Origin of the sequence: Pantoea sp. GCM10028869, from assembly GCF_042666835.1 — a bacterium.
Taxonomy (GTDB): domain Bacteria; phylum Pseudomonadota; class Gammaproteobacteria; order Enterobacterales; family Enterobacteriaceae; genus Pantoea; species Pantoea leporis.
On record NZ_JBHTGO010000005.1, the window covers coordinates 425467 to 447516 of the forward strand.

Below are 22050 nucleotides of genomic sequence, written 5' to 3' on the forward strand. Positions count from 1 at the left end.
CATGAATATGCGCGATCTGGCTGTAAACGCCGCGCTTACAGGCATTAATCGTTGCGAATATGACGCTATTTCGCCTAAAATCCGTGCGTCATAATAATCATTCTCGTTTGTATTCGCCTGCATCGACTTTTTTCGAGAGACCTCACTTATGAATACGCGAAACACTAATCCTTGTTTCTTACGCCCGCGTTCGCTGGCTTGGTTTATTTCACTGACTATGGGTACGTTCAGCGTGCAGGCGTTGGCAGAAGACACCGTGGTGGTTAGCGCCGATGGCGGCAGCGGAGTCGAGCAAGAGAAAGCGTGGGGCCCGTCGCCAACCATTGCGGCCAAACGCAGCGCCACCGGCACCAAAACCGATACGCCGGTCGAGAAGAACCCGCAGTCAATCTCGGTAGTCACGCAGGAAGAGATGGCGATGAAAAACGTCACCAGCGTGAAAGGGGCTTTCAACTACACGCCAGGCGTGTTGACCGGTAACCGCGGTAGCTCCAATGTTATCGATGCGCTTTCTATTCGCGGCTTCAGCGAAACCAACACCAACCAATATCTTGATGGCCTGAAACTGCAGGGTGATAACTACTCTGAGTTTGCTATCGATCCCTATTTCCTTGAACGCGCCGAACTGTTGCGCGGTCCGGTTTCGGTGCTGTACGGCAAGAGCAATCCGGGCGGCGTGGTGTCGCTGGTGAGTAAGCGTCCGACGCAGGAGACGCTGCGTGAAGTGCAGTTCCAGATGGGCACAAACAATCAGTTCTCCACGGGTTTCGATTTCGGCGGCTCGCTGGATGATGACGGCGTTTACAGCTATCGCCTGACCGGTCTCGCGCGCAGCGCCGATGCGCAGCAGGATATGAACAAAGAGAAGCGCTACACCATTGCGCCATCATTCAGCTGGCGTCCGAATGAGAATACGCGTTTCGATTTGCTGACCTACTTCCAGAACGAACCGGAAACCGGCTATTACGGCTGGTTGCCGCGTCAGGGCACCGTGGTGGGCATCACCCGTCCTGACGGCAGCAGTTACAAGCTGCCAACTAACTTTGATGAAGGCGAAGACAGCAACAAGATTTCGCGCAACACCAGGATGGTGGGCTACAACTTCGAGCACAGTTTCAACGACACCTGGACGGTGCGGCAGAATTTGCGGTATGCGGATCTGAGAACGGATTATCGCAGCATTTATGGCAATGGTTTTAATGCCGCAACACAGCAAATCACCCGCGGTTCAGCGGTTTCTGATGAAAAGCTCAACCAGTTTGCAGTCGACAACCAGGCGCAGGCCAAATTCACCACCAGTCAAATTGATCACACACTGTTGCTGGGTGTCGATTTCCAGCGCACGCGTAACGATATTGATGCGCAATTTGGTACCGCATCACCGCTGAATGCCGTTAATCCACAATATGGCGACGACAGCGTGACGCCGTTCCCTAATCCTTATCAGCACCTCAATAAGCAGCGCCAAACCGGTTTATACGCGCAGGATCAGATGGAGTGGAACCGCTGGGTGTTAACCCTCGGCGGTCGTTATGATTACGCGATGAACTCGGTCTATGATCGCGTAGCCAGTAGCGTTGATCGCCAGAACGATCAGGCTTTCACCTGGCGTGGCGGGCTGAACTATGTGTTTGATAACGGTATCGCACCTTACTTCAGCTACAGCGAAGCCTTCATTCCGAACTCAGGTTCAACTTATGATGGTCAAGCCTTTGATCCTTCCCGCGCGAAGCAGTATGAAGCCGGTGTGAAATACGTTCCTAAAGATCGTCCGATGGTGTTGACGGCGGCGGTGTATCAGCTGACCAAAACCAAAAACCTGACGGCCGATCCGGATACCCTTAACCACCCAAATGCCAGCATTCAGAGTGGTGAAATCCGCTCGCGTGGCGTGGAGCTGGAAGCCAAAGCCGCGCTGAATGCCAACATCAATATGACCGCGTCTTATACCTACACTGATGCGGAATACACCGAAGACACTAACCTGAAAGGCAAAACGCCGGTGCAGGTGCCGAAGCATATGGCATCGCTGTGGAGTGATTACACCTTCCATGAAACGGCGCTGTCGGGCGTGACCGTGGGTGCAGGTGTACGTTATGTCGGCGAGAGCAAAGGGTTGTACGCCAGCGGCGACGATGTGAACCAAAACTTCGACGTAGCCGGTTACACCACCGTTGATGCCGCGCTGAAATACGATCTTGCACGCTTTGGCATGCCGGGCTCCACCATCGGCGTTAACGTCAATAACCTCTTCGATCGTGAATACGTCGCCAGCTGCTACCGCGACTACGCCTGCTACTGGGGCGCTGAGCGTCAGATTGTCGGTACTGCGACTTTCCGTTTCTGATCGTGTTACGCAGGTCGCCATCAATGGCGACCTACAGATTAACCAGGGATTATCATGCAGCATCCGCACCACGCAGAAACCACCTTCAGGCTGGATAACGTCAGTTTTCGTGTGCCAGGCCGCACGCTGCTGCATCCGCTGTCTCTTACCTTTGCACCGGGCAAAGTCACCGCGCTGATTGGTCATAATGGTTCTGGCAAATCCACGCTGCTGAAAATGCTCGGTCGTCACCATGCGGCGAGTGAAGGGCGCGTGTTGCTGAATGAGGACGCGGTAGATAACTGGGGCAGCAAAGATTTTGCGCGTCAGGTGGCGTATCTGCCGCAGCAACTGCCCGCGGCGGAAGGCATGACGGTGCGCGAGCTGGTGGCGATTGGCCGCTATCCGTGGCACGGCGCGCTGGGCCGCTATGGTCAGGAAGATCGCGATCGGGTGGAAGAGGCGATTACGCTGGTGGGATTAAAGCCTTTTGCCGGGCGTCTGGTGGATAGCCTTTCTGGCGGCGAGCGCCAGCGTGCCTGGCTGGCGATGCTGGTGGCGCAGAACAGTCGCTGCCTGTTGCTGGATGAACCGACCTCGGCGCTAGATATCGCCCATCAGGTTGATGTGCTGGCGCTGATTCAGCGTCTCAGCCGCGAACGTGGGCTGACGGTGATTGCGGTGCTGCACGATCTCAACATGGCAGCACGCTATTGCGATCGTCTGGTGGCATTGCGCGGTGGCGAAGTGATAGCCGAAGGTGGCCCCGAGGTGATCATGCAGGCCGATGTGCTGGGCAACATTTACGGTATTCCGATGGGCATTTTGCCGCATCCGCTGGGCGGCGCGCCCGTCAGTTTCGTTTATTAAGGCCTCGCCATGTTCGACATTTCTCGCCGCCGCCTGCTGATGGCGCTGGCACTTTCCCCGTTGATGTCCGCGTTGCCGCTGCGTGCCGCCATACCGGATGCGCAGCGCATTCTGGCGCTGGAGTGGCTGCCGGTGGAGCTGCTGATGGCGCTCGGCGTGACGCCACTCGGCGTGGCCGACATGCACAACTACAACATTTGGGTCGGCGATCCGCAGCTGCCGTCCAGCGTGATCGATCTTGGCTTACGCACCGAGCCCAATCTGGAGCTGATGACGCAGCTCGAACCTTCACTCATCCTGCACTCCAATGGTTATGGTCCGGCGCTGGATAAGCTGCGGCGCATCGCGCCAACCATGGGTTTTGACCTCAACAGCGGCGACGGCAAACCGCTCAGCACCGCGCGTCACTCATTGCAGGCGCTCGGCGCACGTCTTGGCCGTGAAGCGCAGGCCGTGCAGCATCTGCAGTATGTGGATGAGCAGCTGGCGGCGGCGCGTGAACGCCTCAAGCCGTGGGCCGATCGTCCGGTGCTGCTGATGTCGCTGATGGACAGCCGCCACGCGATTACCTTCGGTAAAAACAGTTTGTTCCTTGAGGTGATGGAGATCCTTGGCTTGAGCAATGCCTGGCAGGGCGAAACCAACTTCTGGGGCAGCGCAGTCGTTGGGCTGGAGCGGCTGGCGGAAGTGGGTGATGTGCAGGTGATCTGCTTCGATCATGATAACGATCGCGATATGCAGCAGGTGATGGCCACCGCGCTGTGGCAGGCGCTGCCGTTTGTGCGCGCGCAGCGTTTCCAGCGCGTGCCGGCGGTATGGTATTACGGCGCGACCTCTTCGGCGCTGAAATTTGTCCGCGTGCTGGAACACGCGCTGGAGTCGCACTGATGCGCAATCATCTTTTTCCCGTCGCGCTATTGAGTACGGTGTTTCTGCTGGCGCTGGCCTTAACCGTGGTCAATCTGCGCCAGGCGCTGCCGATCGATCAATGGTCGCAGGCGTTTTTCGCGCCTGACATCAACAACATCCAGCAAGTGGTGTTTCATCACAGTTTGCTGGCGCGACTGGCGCTGTCGCTGCTGGTTGGCGCGGGCCTTGGCCTCGCCGGTTTGCTGTTTCAGCAGGTGCTGCGCAATCCGCTGGCGGAACCCACCACGCTTGGCGTGTCGTCGGGCGCTCAGCTGGGAATTACCGTTGCGACGCTATGGCATTTGCCGGGCGGCGAGTTCACGCAGCAGTTTGCGGCGATGGGCGGCGCGGTAATGGTCGGTATTCTGGTATTCGGCGTGGCCTGGGGCAAACGTCTGTCGCCGGTGACACTGATTCTGGCTGGGCTGGTGCTGAGTTTGTACGCCGGTTCGGTGAATCAAATCTTCGCGATCTTCAATCACGATCAGCTGCAGAACATGTTCCTGTGGAGCACCGGCGCGCTCAACCAGCTGGATGGACACAATGTGGCGCAGCTGTGGCCGCGTCTGCTGCTGGCGTTTGTGCTGGCGCTGGCGCTGCTGCGTCCACTGACGCTGATGGGGCTCGACGATGGCGTAGCGAAAAACCTCGGTCTGGCGCTGTCGGCGGCACGTATTGCTGCGCTGGCGCTGGCGATTTTACTTAGCGCGCAACTGGTCAATGTTGCAGGCATCATCGGCTTTATCGGCCTGTTCGCGCCGCTGCTGGCGAAGATGCTCGGCGGGCGTCGCCTGATGAGCCGCATGATGTTGGCGCCGCTGATCGGTGCGCTGCTGCTGTGGCTGGCCGATCAGTGCGTGCTATGGCTGACCAGCCACTGGCGTGAAGTGTCTACCGGCACGGCGACCGCGCTAATCGGCGTGCCGATTCTGCTTTGGTTGCTGCCGCGCCTGCGTACCGGATCGGTACCGCCAGCGCTAAATCAGGGCGATAGCGTGCCGGCTGAGCGGCAGAAGGTCTTACGCTGGTGTTTGATCGGATTGCTGATTCTGGGCGTATTGAGTTGGGTTGGTATTACCTTTGGCCGCGATGCGCACGGCTTTGCGTGGGTGGGCGGCGATATGCTGCAGCAGCTGCTGCCGTGGCGCGCACCGCGCGTATTGGCCGCGCTGATGGTGGGCATGATGCTCGGCGTGGCGGGTGCGCTGATTCAGCGGCTTACCGGTAATCCGATGGCGAGCCCGGAAGTGTTGGGCATTAGCTCGGGTGCAGCGTGCGGCGTGGTGGTGATGATGTTCTTCGTGCCGGGCGATGCGGTGGCGTGGCTGTTGCCTGCCGGTGCGCTGGGTGCGGCGTTGACGCTGATGATTATTATGCTGGTGGCGAGTCGCGGCGGCTTTTCGCCAGAACGCATGTTGCTGGCGGGCATGGCGCTTAACAGCGCGTTTGTCACGCTTTTGATGGTGCTGCTGGCCAGCGGCGATCCGCGCATGGCGGGCTTGCTGAGCTGGATCTCCGGTTCAACCTACAACATCAATATGCAGCAGGCCGTGCAAAGCGCGGTGGTGGGTGTGGTGCTGATTTCGCTGGCGCCGCTGGCAAGTCGCTGGTTGACGCTATTGCCACTCGGCAGCGCTACCGCGCGTTCAGCGGGCATGGCGCTCACTACCTCGCGCCTCAGCCTGCTGCTGCTGGCGGCGGCATTAACCGCCACGGCAACCTTGACCATCGGGCCGCTGAGCTTTATCGGGCTGATGGCGCCGCATATCGTGCGCATGCTCGGGTTCCGCCGTGCATTACCACAGGTGTTGATGGCCGGTTTGTTGGGCGGCGGCTTGATGATTTTCGCCGACTGGTGCGGCAGGATGCTGGCGTTTCCGGATCAAATTCCAGCCGGGTTGATGGCGACCTTCTTTGGTGCGCCGTATTTTATCTGGCTGTTGCGGCGGGCGTAATCAGGGTAACCCGGAATGGCGTAATGCTCGTCAGTTAAGGCATGAAAATCCCTCATACCGAGAGCACGCATTGTAGCGGCGCAATTCATTGCGCGATAAATCGCGCCGCTACGAAAGTTGCGGTGATTTGATACGGTGCTTAACTGTGATCGGCATTAAACCCTGAATGGCGACTCCACAACGACGGTAGAGTGCGCCATTCAGACGGTTTTAAAGTTTCGCGAAGCTGCGGCGTGCCGCATCGATGGTGCGTTGAATATCTTCTTTACTGTGCGCCAGCGACATAAAGCCTGCTTCAAAAGCAGATGGCGCAAGGTAAACGCCTTCTTCCAGCATCAGGTGGAAGAAACGCTTAAAGCGCTCAACGTCACACTGAGTGACGTCCTGATAGCAGGTCACTTCATCGGCATCAGTGAAGAAAATCCCGAACATACCGCCCACGTGGTTGATCACCAGCGGAATATTTTCGGCTTTCGCTGCGGCCAGCAGGCCTTGTGCTAACTGCGTGGTCAGATCGGTCAGCGTGCTGTGGGTGCCAGGCTGCGCAATTTGCGACAGACACGCGAAGCCCGCCGCCATGGCAATCGGGTTACCGGACAAGGTACCGGCCTGATAAACCGGACCGGTTGGTGCCAGCGCATCCATCACATCACGACGACCACCAAAGGCACCGACCGGCATGCCGCCGCCGATGATTTTACCGAGACAGGTCAGGTCTGGCGTCACGTCGTAATAGGCCTGAGCACCACCTAATGCGACACGGAAGCCGGTCATCACTTCGTCGATGATCAGCAGCGCACCGAATTCGTCACACAGCGTACGCAGGCCTGGCAGGAAGTCTGGCTGCGGTGGAATGCAGTTCATGTTGCCCGCTACCGGCTCAACGATGATGCAGGCAATATCCTCAGGATACTGTTCGAAAGCCGCACGCACGGTGCTGAGATCGTTATAGGTGCAGGTCAGCGTGTGCTTAGCGAAATCGGCCGGTACGCCCGGCGAGTTTGGCTGGCCGAGCGTCAGCGCGCCGGAGCCGGCTTTCACCAGCAGGCAGTCGGCGTGGCCGTGATAGCAGCCTTCGAACTTGATGATTTTGTCGCGATGGGTGAAGCCGCGCGCCAGGCGAATGGCGCTCATGGTGGCTTCGGTGCCGGAGTTAACCATGCGCACCATGTCCATGCTGGGCACCAGCTCGCACACCAGCTCGGCCATTTTCACTTCCATCTCGGTTGGCGCGCCGAAGCTCAGACCGCGCGCAGCCGCTTCAATCACTGCGTTACGGATGTTGGCGTTGTTATGACCCAGCACCATCGGGCCCCACGAACCGACATAATCGATATAGCCTTTGCCGTCGGCGTCATACAGATACGCACCGTCAGCGCGTTCGATGAACAGCGGCACACCGCCCACACCGGTAAATGCACGTACCGGGGAGTTCACACCGCCGGGGATCAGGCGTTGCGCTGCGGCATACAGGTTTTCTGACTTACTCATTGTTCTGCTCCTGCTGTTCGGGAAAAAATCTGGCGCCATTCTACGGGAATAACGGCTTGCGCTAAAGTTTAGGGTATATACTTTCCTGCGCATGCGGCGGCACACAGTGTCAAGCGTGAGACTTGATTGCACTGGACGGCTGGCAGATAATAGCGAGATTAAGGTCGTTTTCTGACCTCGACGTTTACCCGGAGTAAAAGATGAGTGACGACTTAGCAGCGCTGCCTTTGCAATTTACTGATGCAGCAGCAAAAAAAGTGAAAAACCTGATTTCTGATGAAGAAAATCCCGAGCTGAAATTGCGCGTTTACATTACCGGCGGCGGTTGCAGCGGTTTCCAGTACGGCTTCACGTTTGACGATCAAATGAATGACGGTGACATGACCATCGAGAAACAAGGCGTGGCGCTGGTGGTGGATCCGATGAGCCTGCAATATCTGGTGGGCGGTTCCGTGGATTACACCGAAGGCCTGGAAGGTTCACGTTTTATCGTGACCAACCCGAATGCCAAAACCACCTGCGGTTGTGGTTCTTCCTTCAGCATCTAATGCTGCTTCTGGCTGCCGTTCTGGTAGCCAGATTCCTACCACTCAATAGTCACTAAACGCGCAGATTCGCGGCGTTTAGCATCGCGTTTTAATACTCGTTCGGTAATGCGCGGCTGCGCGCTGAAGTGACGTCCACAATCCACTTTGGGCAGAGAGTGTTCACTCTGGCGTGAGATATCGCAACGCGAGAATAATGTTAAGGTAGCGGCAATAGAGCCGGTCGACGTGGCCGCACTCAGAGGTGCAGCGATCACGAGCCCTATGGCCAGCAGCAGTGCTCTGGTCATGAATAGTTCCTGGTGAAGACAAAATTGCGCTAAGCGCTAAAAAAGGGCACAGAGCATACGTGGCCGCTGTGCCTTGTATTATGATTTACGACAACTTATGCCGAATCTTTAATCTTAATTAGTGCTTTTTTTCGTCGGATGTAAATCTGCACACAGCTGTTTCGCTGCCAGCAGCATGCGAGGCCCCGGACGGCTCAGCCAGTCGTCATTGATGGCGATCACCGGCACATCCAATTGCGGCTGCCAATATTGCGCGATGCTGGCGGCCCGAGCGGCATCACCCCCGATGACAATCGCCTGCGGATGGCGCATCAGCACCTGTTCGCGGCTCACCTGCGGCCAGCTAACGCTGCTATCGGCAAAAATATTCCTGCCGCCGCACAGCTCAATGACCTGGTTTTGCATGGTGTTACGCGAAGCCGTAAACAGCGGCTGCTGACCAAACTGCAAAAACAGCGGCAGCGGCGTACTTTGCTGATACTGCTTGCGCAGCGCCGCTTCCTGCGCGCGTAATGCCTGCGCCGCATCGATGGCTTGCTGCGGCTGCGGACTCCAGCGCTGTAACGCCGCCAGCGCATCGATCATTTGGTCAATGGTTTGCGGATCGATCCACTCAACCTTGACCCCGAAACGCTGCAGCTGTTCAATTTGCCGCTGTGGATTACCGCCGCGCCACGCCAGCACCACATCCGGCTTCAGTTGCAGAATGCGTTCCACTTTAATGCCTTGCCAGTTCGCCACCTGTTCCAGCGCGTTGGCCTGCGCGGGATAATCGGAGAAGGCGCTGACGGCGAGCGGCGTAATGCCTGCGGCGAAGGCCAGTTCCGTCAGATGGGGCGAAAGAGTGATGACGCGCGGCGCGGCAGCGAACAGGCTGTTGCACAGCAGCAACAGCCCAAGCAGCAGGATTTTAGCCACGCGCCAGCTGAACCAGCAGGTTTTCAACCATCAGTGAAGATTGTTTTGCCGCAACACTGAGGAACTCATCGAAGCTGAGGTGTGATTCCTGATCGGCAACGTCAGAAATGGCGCGCACCACCACAAATGGCACCTTGAACTGATGGCAAACGTGACCAATTGCGGTCGCTTCCATCTCCACCGCAATCGCCTGCGGGAAGGTGGTGCGGATGCGTTCCAGTGGTGCAGCGCCGTTGATAAACGCATCGCCGCTCACCACCAAACCACGTACCGCGTTGAGGTCGAGCTGCTTGATAACCATTTCAGCGGCGGCAATCAGTTTGTCATCCGCCACGAAAGCGGCGGGGCAGCTGGCCATCTGGCCTGGCTCGTAACCGAAGGCGGTGACGTCGGCATCGTGATAGCGCACTTCATCCGACACCACGATATCGCCCACTTTCAGCGTTGGCGCCAGGCCGCCGGCAGAACCGGTGTTGATTACCACATCCGGCTTGCACAGCTGAAGCAGCAAGGTGGTGCCGAGCGCGGCAGCCACTTTGCCGATGCCTGATTTCAGCAGCGCCACCTCAACACCATTCAGCGTACCGGTGTAAATTTCGCAGCCGGCCAGCGTCAGTGTCTGGCGGTTTTCGATTTTGTCACGCAGCAGTGTAACTTCCTGCTCCATCGCGCCAATAATGCCTACTTTCATAAGAATCTCGCTAATTTAATGGATGTAACCCGCAAAAGTGAGGCATAGTCTAACATGGCTGATTGAGGAAGAATTCACGAAAAAATAAGGGGTAATTATGGCGACGATCAATTTCAGGAAGAAGATCAGTTTCACCCGCCCTTATACCAGCCGCAAAGATCCCGAAGGGGAATACTTTATTACCCGCCACTTTGAAAGCGATCGCGGACGTATTATTAACTCCGCCGCCATTCGTCGCCTGCAACAGAAAACCCAGGTATTCCCGCTCGAGCGCAATGCGGCGGTGCGTTCGCGTCTAACGCACTCGCTGGAAGTGCAGCAAACCGGGCGATATATCACCAAAGAGATTCTGCAAGCGCTGAAAACCCAGGGCGGCGGGCTGGCGAATTATGGGCTGGATGAGTTTGAAGGTGCCTTCGAAAGCCTGATTGAGATGGCCTGTTTACTGCACGATGTCGGCAATCCGCCGTTTGGTCATTTTGGCGAGGCGGCGATCAATGACTGGTTCGACGAAAATCTGCCTGCCGAGCTGGTCGATCCGCTGGTGGCGGGCGTTGCCGATGAGGCTGAGCGCGCCGCTTTTGACCAGTTGAATGCAATGATTCGTCAAGATTTATGCCATTTCGAGGGTAACGCGCAGGCGATTCGCCTGGTGCATACGCTGCTGCAACTCAATCTCAGCTATGCGCAGGTCGCCTGTATATTGAAATATACCGCGCCCGCATGGTGGCAAGGCGATAAACCGGCCGAATTTAGCGTATTAATGAAAAAGCCGGGCTTCTATTTATCTGAGCGAGAATATGTGGCTGAGTTGCGTGAAGCGACCAATATTAAACAGCACCATCGTTTCCCGCTTACCTGGATAATGGAAGCCGCCGACGATATCTCTTATTGCATTGCCGATTTGGATGACGCCGTAGAAAAAGACATCTTCCACGTTGAAACGTTGTATAAGCATTTATTGGATGCCTGGGGCGCGGTAAAAAACGGCGATGTTTTCAGCCGCACTATCGGTGATGCCTGGAAAGAGGCTAATCAGAAAAAACGCCGCAGTATCAGCGATCAATTCTTTATGTCATTGCGGGTTAACGTGCAAAACGTGCTGGTTAGCCATGCGGTTAAGCGTTTCATCGACAACTTACCGGCTATTTTCGAAGGCGATTTTAATCACGCTTTACTGGAAGATGATGGTGAAGAAGGGCGTTTGCTGAAACTATTTAAAACGGTCGCGCGTCAGCAGGTGTTTAATCATCCGGAAGTTGAACAACTGGAATTGCAGGGTTATCGGGTAATTAAAGGTTTGCTCGAAATATATCAGTCACTGCTGTTGCTGGATTACGAGCAATTTACCACCTTGATGAACGAAGACTTTCTGGCAAAGCATCCGATTGAAACCCGCTTGTTTCACAAGCTTTCCGGCAAACATCGAAAGGCCTATCAACAACACATGCGCTCATTAATTGTTGAGCATAAATATCAGCGCTTGTTGTGGGAACGTTATTATCGTGCGCGCCTGATTCAGGACTACATTAGTGGGATGACGGACAATTATGCCTGGGATGAATATCGTCGTTTAATGGCGGTTGAATAAGCGCACAATTGTAAAGATGAAGAACAATTTTTTACCTTTACCTAAAACTTTATTAGGAACTTCGCGCTAAAAACTTAATCTCACCATCACGACCACAGCAATGGTCTGGCCGTAATTCTTAGAGAGACACAGATAAATGAAAAAAAACACAATTATGCTGGCGTTGGCGCTGAGTTTCGGCGCGGCGACGTTGAGCCCTGTGAGTGTATTTGCCGCAGAGACCGCTTCTTCTTCCAGCCAGCAGTTGCCAAGCCTGGCACCCATGCTGGAAAAAGTCATGCCTTCCGTGGTGAGTATCAGTGTGGAAGGCTCGACGACGGTTAAAACGCCGCGTATGCCGCAGCAGTTCCAGCAATTCTTTGGTGATAATTCTCCGTTCTGCCAGGACGGTTCACCGTTCCAAAGCTCACCCATGTGTCAAAACGGCGGTGGTGACGGCGGCGCGGATGGCGGTGCTAACGCGCAGAAACAGCAGTTCCGTGCGCTGGGTTCCGGCGTGGTAATTAACGCGGATAAAGGCTATGTGGTGACCAACAACCACGTGGTGGATAACGCGACCAAAATCCAGGTGCAGCTCAGCGATGGACGTCGTTACGACGCCAAAGTGATCGGTAAAGATCCACAATCAGATATCGCGCTGATTCAGCTGCAGGATGCGAAAAACCTCACCGCAATTAAGATTGCCGACTCCGACAACCTGCGCGTCGGTGATTACACCGTGGCGATTGGTAACCCGTACGGCCTTGGCGAAACGGTGACTTCAGGGATTGTTTCGGCGCTGGGCCGCAGCGGCCTGAACGTTGAAAATTACGAAAACTTCATCCAGACCGATGCGGCGATTAACCGTGGTAACTCCGGTGGCGCATTGGTAAACCTTAACGGCGAGCTGATCGGGATTAACACCGCGATTCTGGCGCCGGACGGCGGCAACATCGGTATCGGCTTTGCCATTCCAAGTTCAATGGTGAAAAACCTTACCGCGCAGATGGTGGAGTACGGTCAGGTGAAACGCGGCGAGCTGGGCATTATGGGCACCGAGCTGAACTCAGAACTGGCGAAAGCGATGAAAGTTGATGCGCAGCGCGGTGCCTTTGTTAGCCAGGTATTGCCGAACTCTGCTGCGGCGAAAGCCGGCGTGAAAGCGGGTGACGTGGTGGTGTCGATGAACGGTAAAGCGCTGACCAGCTTTGCAGCGCTGCGTGCCGAAGTCGGCTCGCTGCCGGTCGGTACCAAGCTGCAGCTGGGTCTGCTGCGCGAAGGCAAACCGGTGAACGTCACCGTTGAACTGCAGCAGAGCTCGCAGGATAAAGTGCAGTCCGCCACCATTTACACCGGTATTGAAGGTGCCGATCTCAGCAATATTGATACCAACGGCCAGAAAGGCGTGCGCGTCGATAGCGTCAAGCCTGGCAGCGCAGCGGCGCGTATTGGCTTGAAGAAAGGTGACGTGATTCTGGGTGTCAACCAGCAAGCCGTGGCTAATCTTGGCGAGCTGCGTAAAGTGCTCGACACCAAACCTTCGGTGCTGGCACTGAACGTACAGCGCGGTGACAGCAGCCTGTATCTGCTGATGCAGTAAGTTTCAGGTTGTTGATAACAGGCGAGCTTTGGCTCGCCTTTTTTGTGTCTGTGCAAATGTCCGGTACTGAATGTGACGCTTACCGCAAATCCCGCATAATCCCGCTGGCTATGTGCAGTTGCACAATGTCAGCGCCGTAACGGATGCGTATTCTGTCTGTTCGTCCTTATCTCCGGAGTGTTTGATGGCCACCTATCATCTCGATGCGCGACTGGCTCAGGATATTGTTGCCCGCACCATGCAAATTATTGACAGCAATGTCAACGTGATGGATGCGCGTGGTCGCATCATCGGCAGTGGCGATCGTGAGCGCATTGGCGAATTGCACGAAGGCGCGCTTTTGGTGCTGTCACAAGGGCGTGTGGTAGATATCGACGAAGCGGTGGCAAAACATCTGCACGGCGTGCGTCCTGGCATCAATTTGCCGCTGCGTATTGATGGCGATATCGTCGGCGTGATCGGTTTGACCGGCCAACCGGCAACGCTGCGTCACTACGGCGAATTGGTGTGTATGACCGCCGAAATGATGCTGGAACAGGCGCGTTTGCTACACATGCTGGCGCAGGATAGCCGCTTGCGAGAAGAGCTGGTGCTGAATTTGGTGCGCAGCGAAACCTTATCGCCAGCGCTCAGCGAATGGGCGCAGCGGCTCGGCATCGATCTCAATCAGCCGCGCGTGGTGGCGGTGGTGGAAGTGGACAGCGGCCAGCTCGGCGTTGATAGCGCCATGTCCGAGCTGCAACAGCTGCAAACGCTGCTGACCACGCCAGAGCGCGACAACCTGATTGCGATTGTTTCACTCACCGAAATGGTGGTGCTGAAACCGGCACTGAATGTACATGGCCGCTACGATCAGGACGATCATCGTCGTCGCGTGGATCAACTGCTGCAACGCATGAAGGAGAGCGGCCAGGTGCGAATGCGCATCGCGCTCGGCAACTACTTTACCGGTCCCGGCAGCATCGCACGTTCGTACCGCACCGCGCGTACCACCATGATGGTGGGCAAACAGCGCATGCCGGAACAGCGCAGCTATTTTTATCAGGATCTGGTGCTGCCGGTGCTGCTCGACAGTTTACGCGGCGGCTGGCAGGCCAACGAGCTGGCGCGCCCGCTGGCAAAGCTGAAAAGCATGGATAACAACGGCTTGCTGCGACGCACGCTGGTGGCGTGGTTCAGCCACAACGTGCAACCCAGCGCCACGGCACGCGCGCTGTTCATTCATCGCAACACGCTGGAGTATCGCCTCAACCGTATTTCCGAGCTTACCGGGCTCGATCTGGGCAATTTTGACGATCGCTTGCTGCTGTACGTGGCGCTTCAACTGGATGAGCAAAGTTAATGAGGAACCTATGGATTGCGCTGCTGTGGCTGTATAGCGCGCTAAGTGTGGCTAACGATCCGGCCTTTCTCTCGTTAAACGATCTGCAGAAAGTTAAGCAGCAGCTGGCACATCATCAGGCCGCGCCGCCAACGCTCGACGCCTGGCATCAGCTAAAACAGCAGGCGGATAACGTGCTGCAACACCCCAATCCCAGCGTCACCGATAAAGGTATGTTGCCGCCGAGCGGCTCGAAGCAGGATTATTTAAGCCTGAGCGCCTATTGGTGGCCGGACGCCAGCACCGCCGACGGCCTGCCGTGGCAGCGTCGTGATGGCGAAGTGAATCCTGCCAGTAAGAATGATCAAAGTGATGGCGTGCGGCTGGCGCGCTTTACCGCTGATTTTCAGGCGCTGACGCTGGCCTGGTATTTTTCTGGCGATCAACGTTATGCCGACAAAGCGCTGGCGATGATGCGTCACTGGTTTATCAATCCCACCAGCCGTATGCACCCTAATCTTAACTTTGCTCAAGGCATTCCGGGCCGATCCGCGGGCCGCCATGATGGCGTGCTCGATGGGCGCTACTTTGCCACGCGCGTGGTGGATGCGCTGACTTTGCTACGCAATGCGCCCGGTTGGCAGCCTGCCGATCAGCAAGCGATGCAGCAGTGGTTTAGCGAGTATCTGCACTGGCTGCGGCACAATCCGCTAGCACTGCAAGAAGCGGCGGCGGTGAATAATCATGGCAGTTGGTATTGCACGCAGGTGGCGGGAATCGCGTGGTATCTGGGCGATCGTGAGACAGTCACAGCGATGGTAGAGTTGGCGCGCAATAAAATTGCGCTGCAAATTCGTGCCGATGGCAGCCAGCCCGCAGAGTTAGCGCGTACGCGATCCTTCCATTACAGCTACTTCAATCTGCAGGCGCTTAGCGCATTGGCGCAGCTAGCCGGTAAAGCAGGGTTAGGCGATTTATGGCATAGCCAGCAGCCAGGCGGATCGTTACTGGCAGCGCTCGACATGATGGCGCCGTACAGCGATGCCACTAAACTCTGGCCGTGGAAAAATCGCGATCGCGTGAGCCAGCGCATCATTCCGCTGCTTTCAATGGCCGATAACAGCCTGCAGCAGCCGCGTTATCAACAGTGGATCATGCAGACGCAATGGAAAGATCAAAAGAGTGGGGCGGTGAGGCAGGCACAGCGTGATACCTGGCTGCTTTCGCTGCCTTATCAGCAGCCATAAAAAAAGGCCAGCATCGGCTGGCCTGTTATCTAAAGCGCGAAATTAACGGTTGTTGCGGGTCAGCTGATCAAGGTCTGATTCGATTTCAGCGATCTTGTTCGAAACCACGCTTTCCAGATGGCGCAGATCCGCCAGAATTTTGCGCTTCAGATCCACTTCAACCTGGTCGCGCTGGCAAATCTGGTCCAGTTCATCGATCACATAACGCAGGTTCGGGCTGATTTCCTGCACTTCTTTGTAACCCTGGCTGGTGTGATCGGCGACAACGGTTTTGCGCTGACGTGGATATTTGAATTTCACGCTTTTAGCAAAGAATTCACCTTTGTCTTTGCGGAAGTAGATTTTAAGAATGTCGTTGTTAGCTTCCTGACGCAGGCTGTAACGGTCGATGTCGTCAGGGTTGCTGATACCTAAGCTTTTCAGGTTGTCGTACATAGCGTTTATATTCCATCTAAGAGTGGGTGAGCGCGCAGGACTATCATCATCATTCGGGATGCAGCAGAAACGCGGCAACCGGAACGCTTACGGCATACTTAATCAACTGTAGACACAAAAACCGGGATGAACAGTGCGCGACCGGAGTTAACTTGGCGCGGATTATGAACTGTTTGAAAAATAAACGCACGTGTTAATTCGCGGCGCGAAACAGGTAATTCTTGCGGGAGTGTAAACAAATAATTACGGGCCTGTAGGCAGGCCCGTCGGGAAGATCTTCAGGCAGGAGAAGCTCAGTCGATGCTGCGCAGCAGTTCGTTAATGCCTGTTTTGCTGAGCGTTTTAGCGTCAACTTTCTTCACGATTACCGCGCAGTACAGGCTGTAGCTACCATCTTTAGACGGCAGATTACCGGAAACCACCACGGAACCCGCAGGTACGCGGCCGTAATGCACTTCGCCGGTTTCGCGGTCAAAGATTTTGGTGCTCTGGCCGATGTAAACGCCCATGGAGATCACGGAACCTTCTTCGACGATCACGCCTTCAACGATTTCTGAACGTGCGCCAATGAAGCAGTTATCTTCGATGATGGTTGGGTTAGCCTGCAGCGGCTCCAGCACGCCACCGATGCCCACGCCGCCTGACAGGTGGACGTTTTTACCGATCTGCGCGCAAGAACCCACAGTCGCCCAGGTATCAACCATGGTGCCTTCATCAACGTAAGCGCCGATGTTGACGTAGGAAGGCATCAGCACGGTATTACGTGCGATGAATGCGCCCTGACGCACGGCAGCAGGTGGCACAACGCGGAAACCGGCGTTTTTAAAACGCGCTTCATCCCAGCCAGCAAACTTCATTGGCACTTTGTCGTAGAAGCGGGTTTCAGAACCTTCCATGACCTGATTGTCGTTGATGCGGAACGACAACAGCACTGCTTTCTTCAGCCACTGATGCGTTACCCACTCACCGTTGATCTTTTCAGACACGCGCAGTTCACCGCTATCCAGCAGGCCAATAACCTGGGTGATAGCATCGCGGGTCGCGCTGTCTACGCTAGATGGCGTGATGTCGGCGCGGCGCTCAAAGGCAGATTCGATAACGCTCTGTAACTGTTGCATAATGATTTCCTAAGTCTGTAATACGGGTGCCAGCATCGCACTGGCACGGTAAATAAATTTGATTAATCGATTGCGGTCACACTTTATCGTTTGGATTAAGGGCCTCTGTCAACCTCTGTTGCAACACATTGCGCATTTCCACCCCAAGCGCACGTCGCTCACTATCGGCGAGGATGAAAAGATCCTCAACCCGTTCACCAATCGTACTAATGCGTGCGCCGTGCAGCGACACACCCAAATCGGCGAACACTTCACCCACGCGCGCCAGCAAGCCGGGCTGATCGAGCGCGACCAATTCCAGATAACTGCGGCGGTCGGTGTGCGTTGGCAGGAAATTGACTTCGGTATCGACACTGAAATGCTTGAGGCGCGCAGACTGACGGCGCGTACGCGGCGGCACCCATTCGTTTTGCGTGATGGCTTGTTCCAGCGCCTGAATGATCAGCGGATGGCGATCGGCTGCCAGCGGGCTGCCATCCGGCTCCAGCACAATAAAGGTGTCCATTGCCATGCCATCGCGACTGGTAAAGATCTGCGCATCATGCACGCTGAGATTGCGGCGATCCAACTCGCCGGCCACCGCCGCAAACAGGTGCGGACGATCCGGGCTCCAGATAAAGATCTCGGTACCGCCGCGCGTGGCCTGCGGGCTGACCAGCACCAGCGGTTTGTTGAGATCGTGATGAATTAAATGACGCGCATGCCAGGCGAGCTGATTCGGTGTGTGGCGCAGGAAATAGTCGGCGCGGCAGCGGCTCCAGATATGGTGCAAACGCTCTTCATCGAGGTTTTCCATCCGCAGCAGCGCCAGCGCTTGCAGACGATGATGGCGCACGCGCTCGCGCAGATCCGGGCTGTTTTCCATGCCGCGGCGCAGCTGTTTTTCGGTCGCGAAGAACAGCTCGCGCAACAGGCTCTGCTTCCAGCTGTTCCACAAGCTTTCATTGGTGGCGCAGATATCGGAAACCGTCAGGCACGCCAGATAGCGTAAGCGATTTTCGTTCTGCATCACTTCGGCGAATTGCTGAATCACGGTGGGATCCTGAATATCGCGGCGCTGCGCGGTGACTGACATCAATAAATGATGACGTACCAGCCAGGCAACCAGCTGCGTTTCGCGGGAGTTCAGTCCGTGTAGTTCGGCAAAGTCGAGCGCATCCTGCGCGCCGAGAATGGAGTGATCGCCGTTGCGGCCTTTGGCGATATCGTGCAGCAGCGCAGCCATCAGCAACAGTTCCGGCTGTGGCAGGCGCGGCCAGAGTTCAACGCACAGCGGATGCATCGGGCGCGTGGCTTCGTCGGCAAAACTCTCCAGCTTCTGCAACACGCGGATGGTGTGCTCATCCACCGTGTAAGCGTGGAACAGATCGAACTGCATCTGGCCAACGATGTTGCCCCACAGCGGCGTATAGGCCCATAACACGCTGTGACGATGCATCGGCACCAGCGCACGCTTAACCGCGCCAGGATGACGCAGAATCGCCATAAAGGTTTCACGCGCTTCAGGAATTTGACACAGCGGCTGCTTCAAATGGCGGCGCGCATAGCGCAGTTGCCGCAGCGTGGTGGAGTAAATACCTTTGATGTTTTCGTTACGCACCATCACGTAGAACATACGCAAGATGGCTTGCGGCTCACGCTCAAACAGCGTGAGATCGCGCAGGTCGATGAGATCACCGCGAATCTGGAAATCGTCATCAATGTTGCGCGGTTTTTCAGTGGTCGACAGCGCCAGAATCGCTTCATCGAACAGCTGCAGCAGCATCTGATTGAGTTCGCCGATGCGACGCGTGACGCGATAGAAGTCCTTCATCATGCGCTCAACCGGCTCGTTGACTTCGCCCAGATAGTTGAGGCGCTGAGCGACGGTGAGTTGGCGATCGAACAGCAGACGATTGTCATAGCGTGGCAGCGTTAAGTGCAGCGCAAAGCGAATGCGCCACAAAAATTCCTGACACTCGTTGATTTCATTGCGTTCCGCTTCGGTGATAAAGCCGAAACCAACCATCTCATCCATGGTGGTAGCGCCAAAGTGACGACGCGCCACCCATTGCAGCGTGTGTATGTCGCGCAGGCCGCCGGGGCTGCTTTTGATATCCGGTTCAAGGTTGTAGCTTGTGCCGTGATAGCGCTGGTGGCGCTCCTGTTGCTCTTCAATTTTGGCGGCGAAGAAGCGCGACGACGGCCAGAAACCATCGCTGAAGATGTTCTTTTGCAGTTCGAGAAACAGCGCCACATCGCCGGTGAGCATGCGCGATTCGATCAGGTTGGTGGCGACCGTAAGATCGGATAAACCTTCCAGCAGGCACTCTTCCAGCGTACGTACGCTGTGCCCGACTTCCAGCTTCAAATCCCACATCAGCGTTAGCAGCTCGCTGGTGCGCTGCGCGGCTGTGTCGTCCAGCGGCTGGCGGCTGAGGATCAGCACATCAATATCGGAGAGCGGATGCAGTTCGCCGCGACCATAACCGCCAACGGCAACCAGTGCGATCTCCTTCATCTGGTCGAAACCAAAGAAGCGCCACAGACGACGCAATAAGCGGTCGATAAACAGCGTGCGGGCATCAATCAGAGATTCAATATCGGTGCCCGCATCAAATGCAATGCCCAGGTGCTGCTGGAATTGCTCAAGATAGTGTTTGAGCTTGTCGCGCGTCAGGGCGTCATCGGGCCAGCTGGCGGGGGAATCGGTCAGGCCTTTGTGTACTGCTTCGGTCACGCTACCACTCATCAACATGCCTCTTCATTACGCACATAAAAAAGGCCAGCGATAAGCCGGCCTGGTACTGTTAGCGAGATGATTACGCGACGTTTTCAAGCACCGCTGGAAGGGTGTCGTCTTCACGCAGCGTCAGAATCTCACAGCCGTTTTCTGTCACCACAATAGTATGCTCATACTGCGCGGACAAGCTGCGATCTTTGGTTTTCACGGTCCAGCCATCCTTCATGGTGCGGATGCGGTAATCACCGGCATTGACCATCGGTTCGATGGTGAAGGTCATGCCTGCTTGCAACACCACGCCGCTATCATCCGCGTCGTAATGCAGTACCTGCGGCTCTTCGTGGAAGCCTTTGCCGATGCCGTGACCGCAATACTCGCGCACCACCGAAAAATCCTGTGCTTCGACATACTGCTGAATCGCGCGGCCCAGTTCACGCAGACGAATACCCGGTTTCACCAGACGCAGCGCGATATAGAGACTTTCCTGAGTAACGCGACACAGGCGCTCGCCCTGAATGGTGGCTTTACCGACGATGAACATTTTTGAGGTATCGCCGTGATACTCATCTTTGATCACCGTGACATCGACGTTAACCACGTCGCCATCCTTCAGCACGCGATCGTCGCTCGGAATACCGTGACATACCACTTCATTCACCGAAATACACACCGATTTCGGGAAGCCGTGATAGCCGAGGCAGGCGGAAATCGCCTGCTGCTTCTGCGTGATGTGTTCGTGGCAGAGACGATCCAGTTCACCGGTGGTGACGCCAGGCACCACGTGCGGGGCAATCATCTCCAGCACTTCAGCGGCAAGGCGGCCCGCCACGCGCATTTTTTCGATTTCTTCAGGGGTTTTAATTGAAATAGCCATTAAATTAATCCGCAATCGTCGAATTTTTCGACAATAATGAGTTCTGTGGCAGTCATGTTAGCAGCCAGCAAAAGGGCTGCCAAATGGCGATTGTCTGCGCCTGCGGCGCTCAACTACTATTGGCGTATTCCTGCGCATTGTGGTATAAAGCGCGCCGACGATTCTCTGTCACCGACGTTTGGCTGGCAGGAAACGCATAAAACTCATTATGTGTACTAAAACACACATGTATCGACACATACGCCGGGGTGCCTTGAAAGAGGTCGGTCGTATGGGATACATGGAGGCCCAACCCCAAATCAAACTTTAGAGGTAATCATGGCAACTGTTTCAATGCGCGACATGCTCAAGGCTGGTGTTCACTTTGGTCACCAGACCCGTTACTGGAACCCGAAAATGAAGCCATTCATCTTCGGCGCACGTAACAAGGTTCACATCATCAACCTCGAGCAGACTGTGCCAATGTTCAACGACGCTCTGGCTGAGTTGAAAAAGATCTCTTCCCGTAAAGGTAAGATCCTGATCGTTGGTACTAAGCGCGCTGCTGCCGAAGCGGTAAAAGAGTCAGCTCTGAGCTGCGACCAGTTCTTCGTAAACCACCGCTGGTTGGGTGGCATGCTGACTAACTGGAAAACCGTTCGTCAGTCAATCAAACGCCTGAAAGATCTTGAGTCTCAGTCTCAGGACGGTACTTTCGACAAACTGACCAAGAAAGAAGCGCTGATGCGCACTCGCGAACTGGCCAAGCTGGAAAACAGCCTGGGCGGTATCAAAGATATGGGCGGTCTGCCGGATGCACTGTTCGTTGTTGACGCTGATCACGAGCACATCGCTATCAAAGAAGCAAACAACCTGGGTATCCCAGTTTTTGCTATCGTTGATACCAACTCTGATCCAGACGGCGTTGACTTCGTTATCCCAGGTAACGACGATGCGATCCGTGCTGTAAGCCTGTACCTGACTGCCGTTGCCACTACCGTGCGCGAAGGCCGTTCACAGGATCTGGCTGAGCAGGCTGAAGAAGCTGCTGAAGCTTAATAAGGTTCGCTCTTTCTAAGAGCCCTTAGACATCAGATGTTATCTGTTAAGGGGGCCGTTCAGGCCCCTTTATTTTATCTAAGTCTGTCACGCTCACTACAGAGCGAGCGGGGCAGAGTAAATTTTCCGC

Annotated in this window: 18 protein-coding genes; 10 read left to right on the forward strand and 8 right to left on the reverse strand. The window is 55.8% G+C overall.

What is annotated here, in order from left to right:
* Positions 1-148: 148 nt before the first annotated feature.
* From fhuA to fhuB, 4 genes are read left to right on the forward strand one after another with little or no spacing between them, the layout of a single operon-like run.
* Positions 149-2347 (forward strand): ferrichrome porin FhuA, encoded by a 2199-nt coding sequence (gene fhuA / locus ACFQW4_RS15940; RefSeq protein ID WP_377726158.1) that lies wholly within the window; start codon positions 149-151, stop codon positions 2345-2347.
* 54 nt (positions 2348-2401) lie between these two features.
* The gene (gene fhuC, locus ACFQW4_RS15945) at positions 2402-3196 is read left to right on the forward strand and encodes a Fe3+-hydroxamate ABC transporter ATP-binding protein FhuC (protein ID WP_007888799.1); all 795 of its coding nucleotides are present in this window, start codon (positions 2402-2404) and stop codon (positions 3194-3196) included.
* A gap of 9 nt (positions 3197-3205) precedes the next feature.
* Positions 3206-4084, forward strand: a complete 879-nt coding sequence (gene fhuD / locus ACFQW4_RS15950) for a Fe(3+)-hydroxamate ABC transporter substrate-binding protein FhuD (RefSeq protein WP_377726160.1) — start codon at positions 3206-3208, stop codon at positions 4082-4084.
* Complete coding sequence (gene fhuB / locus ACFQW4_RS15955; protein ID WP_377726162.1) at positions 4084-6060, forward strand: Fe(3+)-hydroxamate ABC transporter permease FhuB; 1977 nt, start codon at positions 4084-4086, stop codon at positions 6058-6060. The genes fhuD and fhuB overlap by 1 nt, the downstream gene beginning before the upstream one ends.
* 210 nt (positions 6061-6270) lie before the next feature.
* Here the strand turns inward: fhuB and hemL are convergent, their stop codons facing one another.
* On the reverse strand, positions 6271-7551 hold the full coding sequence (hemL, locus tag ACFQW4_RS15960) for a glutamate-1-semialdehyde 2,1-aminomutase (RefSeq protein ID WP_101762056.1): 1281 nt from the start codon (positions 7549-7551) through the stop codon (positions 6271-6273).
* Positions 7552-7751: 200 nt separating this feature from the next.
* On the opposite strand from hemL, the gene erpA reads away from it, so the two are divergent.
* Positions 7752-8099 (forward strand): iron-sulfur cluster insertion protein ErpA, encoded by a 348-nt coding sequence (gene erpA, locus ACFQW4_RS15965; RefSeq protein WP_007893884.1) that lies wholly within the window; start codon positions 7752-7754, stop codon positions 8097-8099.
* Between the two features lie 35 nt (positions 8100-8134).
* Here erpA and ACFQW4_RS15970 read toward each other — a convergent pair whose 3' ends face one another.
* The 3 genes from ACFQW4_RS15970 to mtnN all read right to left on the reverse strand — a co-directional run bounded on the left by ACFQW4_RS15970 (position 8135) and on the right by mtnN (position 9995).
* On the reverse strand, positions 8135-8386 hold the full coding sequence (locus tag ACFQW4_RS15970) for a hypothetical protein (protein ID WP_101762055.1): 252 nt from the start codon (positions 8384-8386) through the stop codon (positions 8135-8137).
* 114 nt (positions 8387-8500) lie between these two features.
* Positions 8501-9304 carry a vitamin B12 ABC transporter substrate-binding protein BtuF gene (btuF, locus tag ACFQW4_RS15975; RefSeq protein ID WP_101762368.1) on the reverse strand — a complete coding sequence of 268 codons (804 nt, stop codon included), beginning with the start codon at positions 9302-9304 and terminating at the stop codon, positions 8501-8503.
* Complete coding sequence (gene mtnN / locus ACFQW4_RS15980; protein ID WP_101762054.1) at positions 9297-9995, reverse strand: 5'-methylthioadenosine/S-adenosylhomocysteine nucleosidase; 699 nt, start codon at positions 9993-9995, stop codon at positions 9297-9299. Before mtnN ends, btuF begins: the two co-directional genes overlap by 8 nt.
* A 97-nt stretch (positions 9996-10092) precedes the next feature.
* On the opposite strand from mtnN, the gene dgt reads away from it, so the two are divergent.
* The 4 genes from dgt to ACFQW4_RS16000 all read left to right on the forward strand — a co-directional run bounded on the left by dgt (position 10093) and on the right by ACFQW4_RS16000 (position 15733).
* Positions 10093-11586, forward strand: coding sequence for a dGTPase (dgt, locus tag ACFQW4_RS15985; RefSeq protein ID WP_101762053.1), 1494 nt, complete (start codon positions 10093-10095; stop codon positions 11584-11586).
* Between the two features lie 136 nt (positions 11587-11722).
* Positions 11723-13165, forward strand: a complete 1443-nt coding sequence (gene degP / locus ACFQW4_RS15990) for a serine endoprotease DegP (RefSeq protein WP_101762052.1) — start codon at positions 11723-11725, stop codon at positions 13163-13165.
* Between the two features lie 184 nt (positions 13166-13349).
* Positions 13350-14507, forward strand: a complete 1158-nt coding sequence (locus tag ACFQW4_RS15995) for a CdaR family transcriptional regulator (protein WP_110867567.1) — start codon at positions 13350-13352, stop codon at positions 14505-14507.
* Complete coding sequence (locus tag ACFQW4_RS16000) at positions 14507-15733, forward strand: alginate lyase family protein (protein WP_377726167.1); 1227 nt, start codon at positions 14507-14509, stop codon at positions 15731-15733. Before ACFQW4_RS15995 ends, ACFQW4_RS16000 begins: the two co-directional genes overlap by 1 nt.
* A gap of 42 nt (positions 15734-15775) precedes the next feature.
* Here ACFQW4_RS16000 and ACFQW4_RS16005 read toward each other — a convergent pair whose 3' ends face one another.
* The 4 genes from ACFQW4_RS16005 to map all read right to left on the reverse strand — a co-directional run bounded on the left by ACFQW4_RS16005 (position 15776) and on the right by map (position 20882).
* The gene (locus tag ACFQW4_RS16005; protein WP_007893894.1) at positions 15776-16168 is read right to left on the reverse strand and encodes a DUF3461 family protein; all 393 of its coding nucleotides are present in this window, start codon (positions 16166-16168) and stop codon (positions 15776-15778) included.
* 293 nt (positions 16169-16461) lie between these two features.
* Positions 16462-17286 (reverse strand): 2,3,4,5-tetrahydropyridine-2,6-dicarboxylate N-succinyltransferase, encoded by an 825-nt coding sequence (gene dapD, locus ACFQW4_RS16010; RefSeq protein ID WP_008108489.1) that lies wholly within the window; start codon positions 17284-17286, stop codon positions 16462-16464.
* 76 nt (positions 17287-17362) lie between these two features.
* Complete coding sequence (glnD, locus tag ACFQW4_RS16015) at positions 17363-20017, reverse strand: bifunctional uridylyltransferase/uridylyl-removing protein GlnD (RefSeq protein WP_101762367.1); 2655 nt, start codon at positions 20015-20017, stop codon at positions 17363-17365.
* Between the two features lie 70 nt (positions 20018-20087).
* A complete protein-coding gene (gene map, locus ACFQW4_RS16020; protein WP_101762049.1) occupies positions 20088-20882 on the reverse strand; it encodes a type I methionyl aminopeptidase in 795 nt (264 codons plus the stop codon).
* 318 nt (positions 20883-21200) lie between these two features.
* Here map and rpsB point away from each other — a divergent pair, with 318 nt between their 5' ends.
* A complete protein-coding gene (gene rpsB, locus ACFQW4_RS16025) occupies positions 21201-21920 on the forward strand; it encodes a 30S ribosomal protein S2 (protein WP_007893898.1) in 720 nt (239 codons plus the stop codon).
* The last annotated feature ends 130 nt before the right edge of the window (positions 21921-22050 follow it).

Excerpts from the sequence above, each read along its gene's own strand:
- ACFQW4_RS16000 (WP_377726167.1), top strand. The coding sequence starts at position 14,507 with ATGAGGAACCTATGGATTGCGCTGCTGTGGCTGTATAGCGCGCTAAGT.
- map (WP_101762049.1), bottom strand. The coding sequence starts at position 20,882 with ATGGCTATTTCAATTAAAACCCCTGAAGAAATCGAAAAAATGCGCGTG.
- ACFQW4_RS15970 (WP_101762055.1), bottom strand. The coding sequence starts at position 8,386 with ATGACCAGAGCACTGCTGCTGGCCATAGGGCTCGTGATCGCTGCACCT.
- fhuB (WP_377726162.1), top strand. The coding sequence starts at position 4,084 with ATGCGCAATCATCTTTTTCCCGTCGCGCTATTGAGTACGGTGTTTCTG.
- ACFQW4_RS15995 (WP_110867567.1), top strand. The coding sequence starts at position 13,350 with ATGGCCACCTATCATCTCGATGCGCGACTGGCTCAGGATATTGTTGCC.
- fhuA (WP_377726158.1), top strand. The coding sequence starts at position 149 with ATGAATACGCGAAACACTAATCCTTGTTTCTTACGCCCGCGTTCGCTG.
- fhuC (WP_007888799.1), top strand. The coding sequence starts at position 2,402 with ATGCAGCATCCGCACCACGCAGAAACCACCTTCAGGCTGGATAACGTC.
- mtnN (WP_101762054.1), bottom strand. The coding sequence starts at position 9,995 with ATGAAAGTAGGCATTATTGGCGCGATGGAGCAGGAAGTTACACTGCTG.
- fhuD (WP_377726160.1), top strand. The coding sequence starts at position 3,206 with ATGTTCGACATTTCTCGCCGCCGCCTGCTGATGGCGCTGGCACTTTCC.
- dapD (WP_008108489.1), bottom strand. The coding sequence starts at position 17,286 with ATGCAACAGTTACAGAGCGTTATCGAATCTGCCTTTGAGCGCCGCGCC.
- ACFQW4_RS16005 (WP_007893894.1), bottom strand. The coding sequence starts at position 16,168 with ATGTACGACAACCTGAAAAGCTTAGGTATCAGCAACCCTGACGACATC.
- glnD (WP_101762367.1), bottom strand. The coding sequence starts at position 20,017 with ATGAGTGGTAGCGTGACCGAAGCAGTACACAAAGGCCTGACCGATTCC.
- dgt (WP_101762053.1), top strand. The coding sequence starts at position 10,093 with ATGGCGACGATCAATTTCAGGAAGAAGATCAGTTTCACCCGCCCTTAT.
- rpsB (WP_007893898.1), top strand. The coding sequence starts at position 21,201 with ATGGCAACTGTTTCAATGCGCGACATGCTCAAGGCTGGTGTTCACTTT.
- hemL (WP_101762056.1), bottom strand. The coding sequence starts at position 7,551 with ATGAGTAAGTCAGAAAACCTGTATGCCGCAGCGCAACGCCTGATCCCC.
- erpA (WP_007893884.1), top strand. The coding sequence starts at position 7,752 with ATGAGTGACGACTTAGCAGCGCTGCCTTTGCAATTTACTGATGCAGCA.
- degP (WP_101762052.1), top strand. The coding sequence starts at position 11,723 with ATGAAAAAAAACACAATTATGCTGGCGTTGGCGCTGAGTTTCGGCGCG.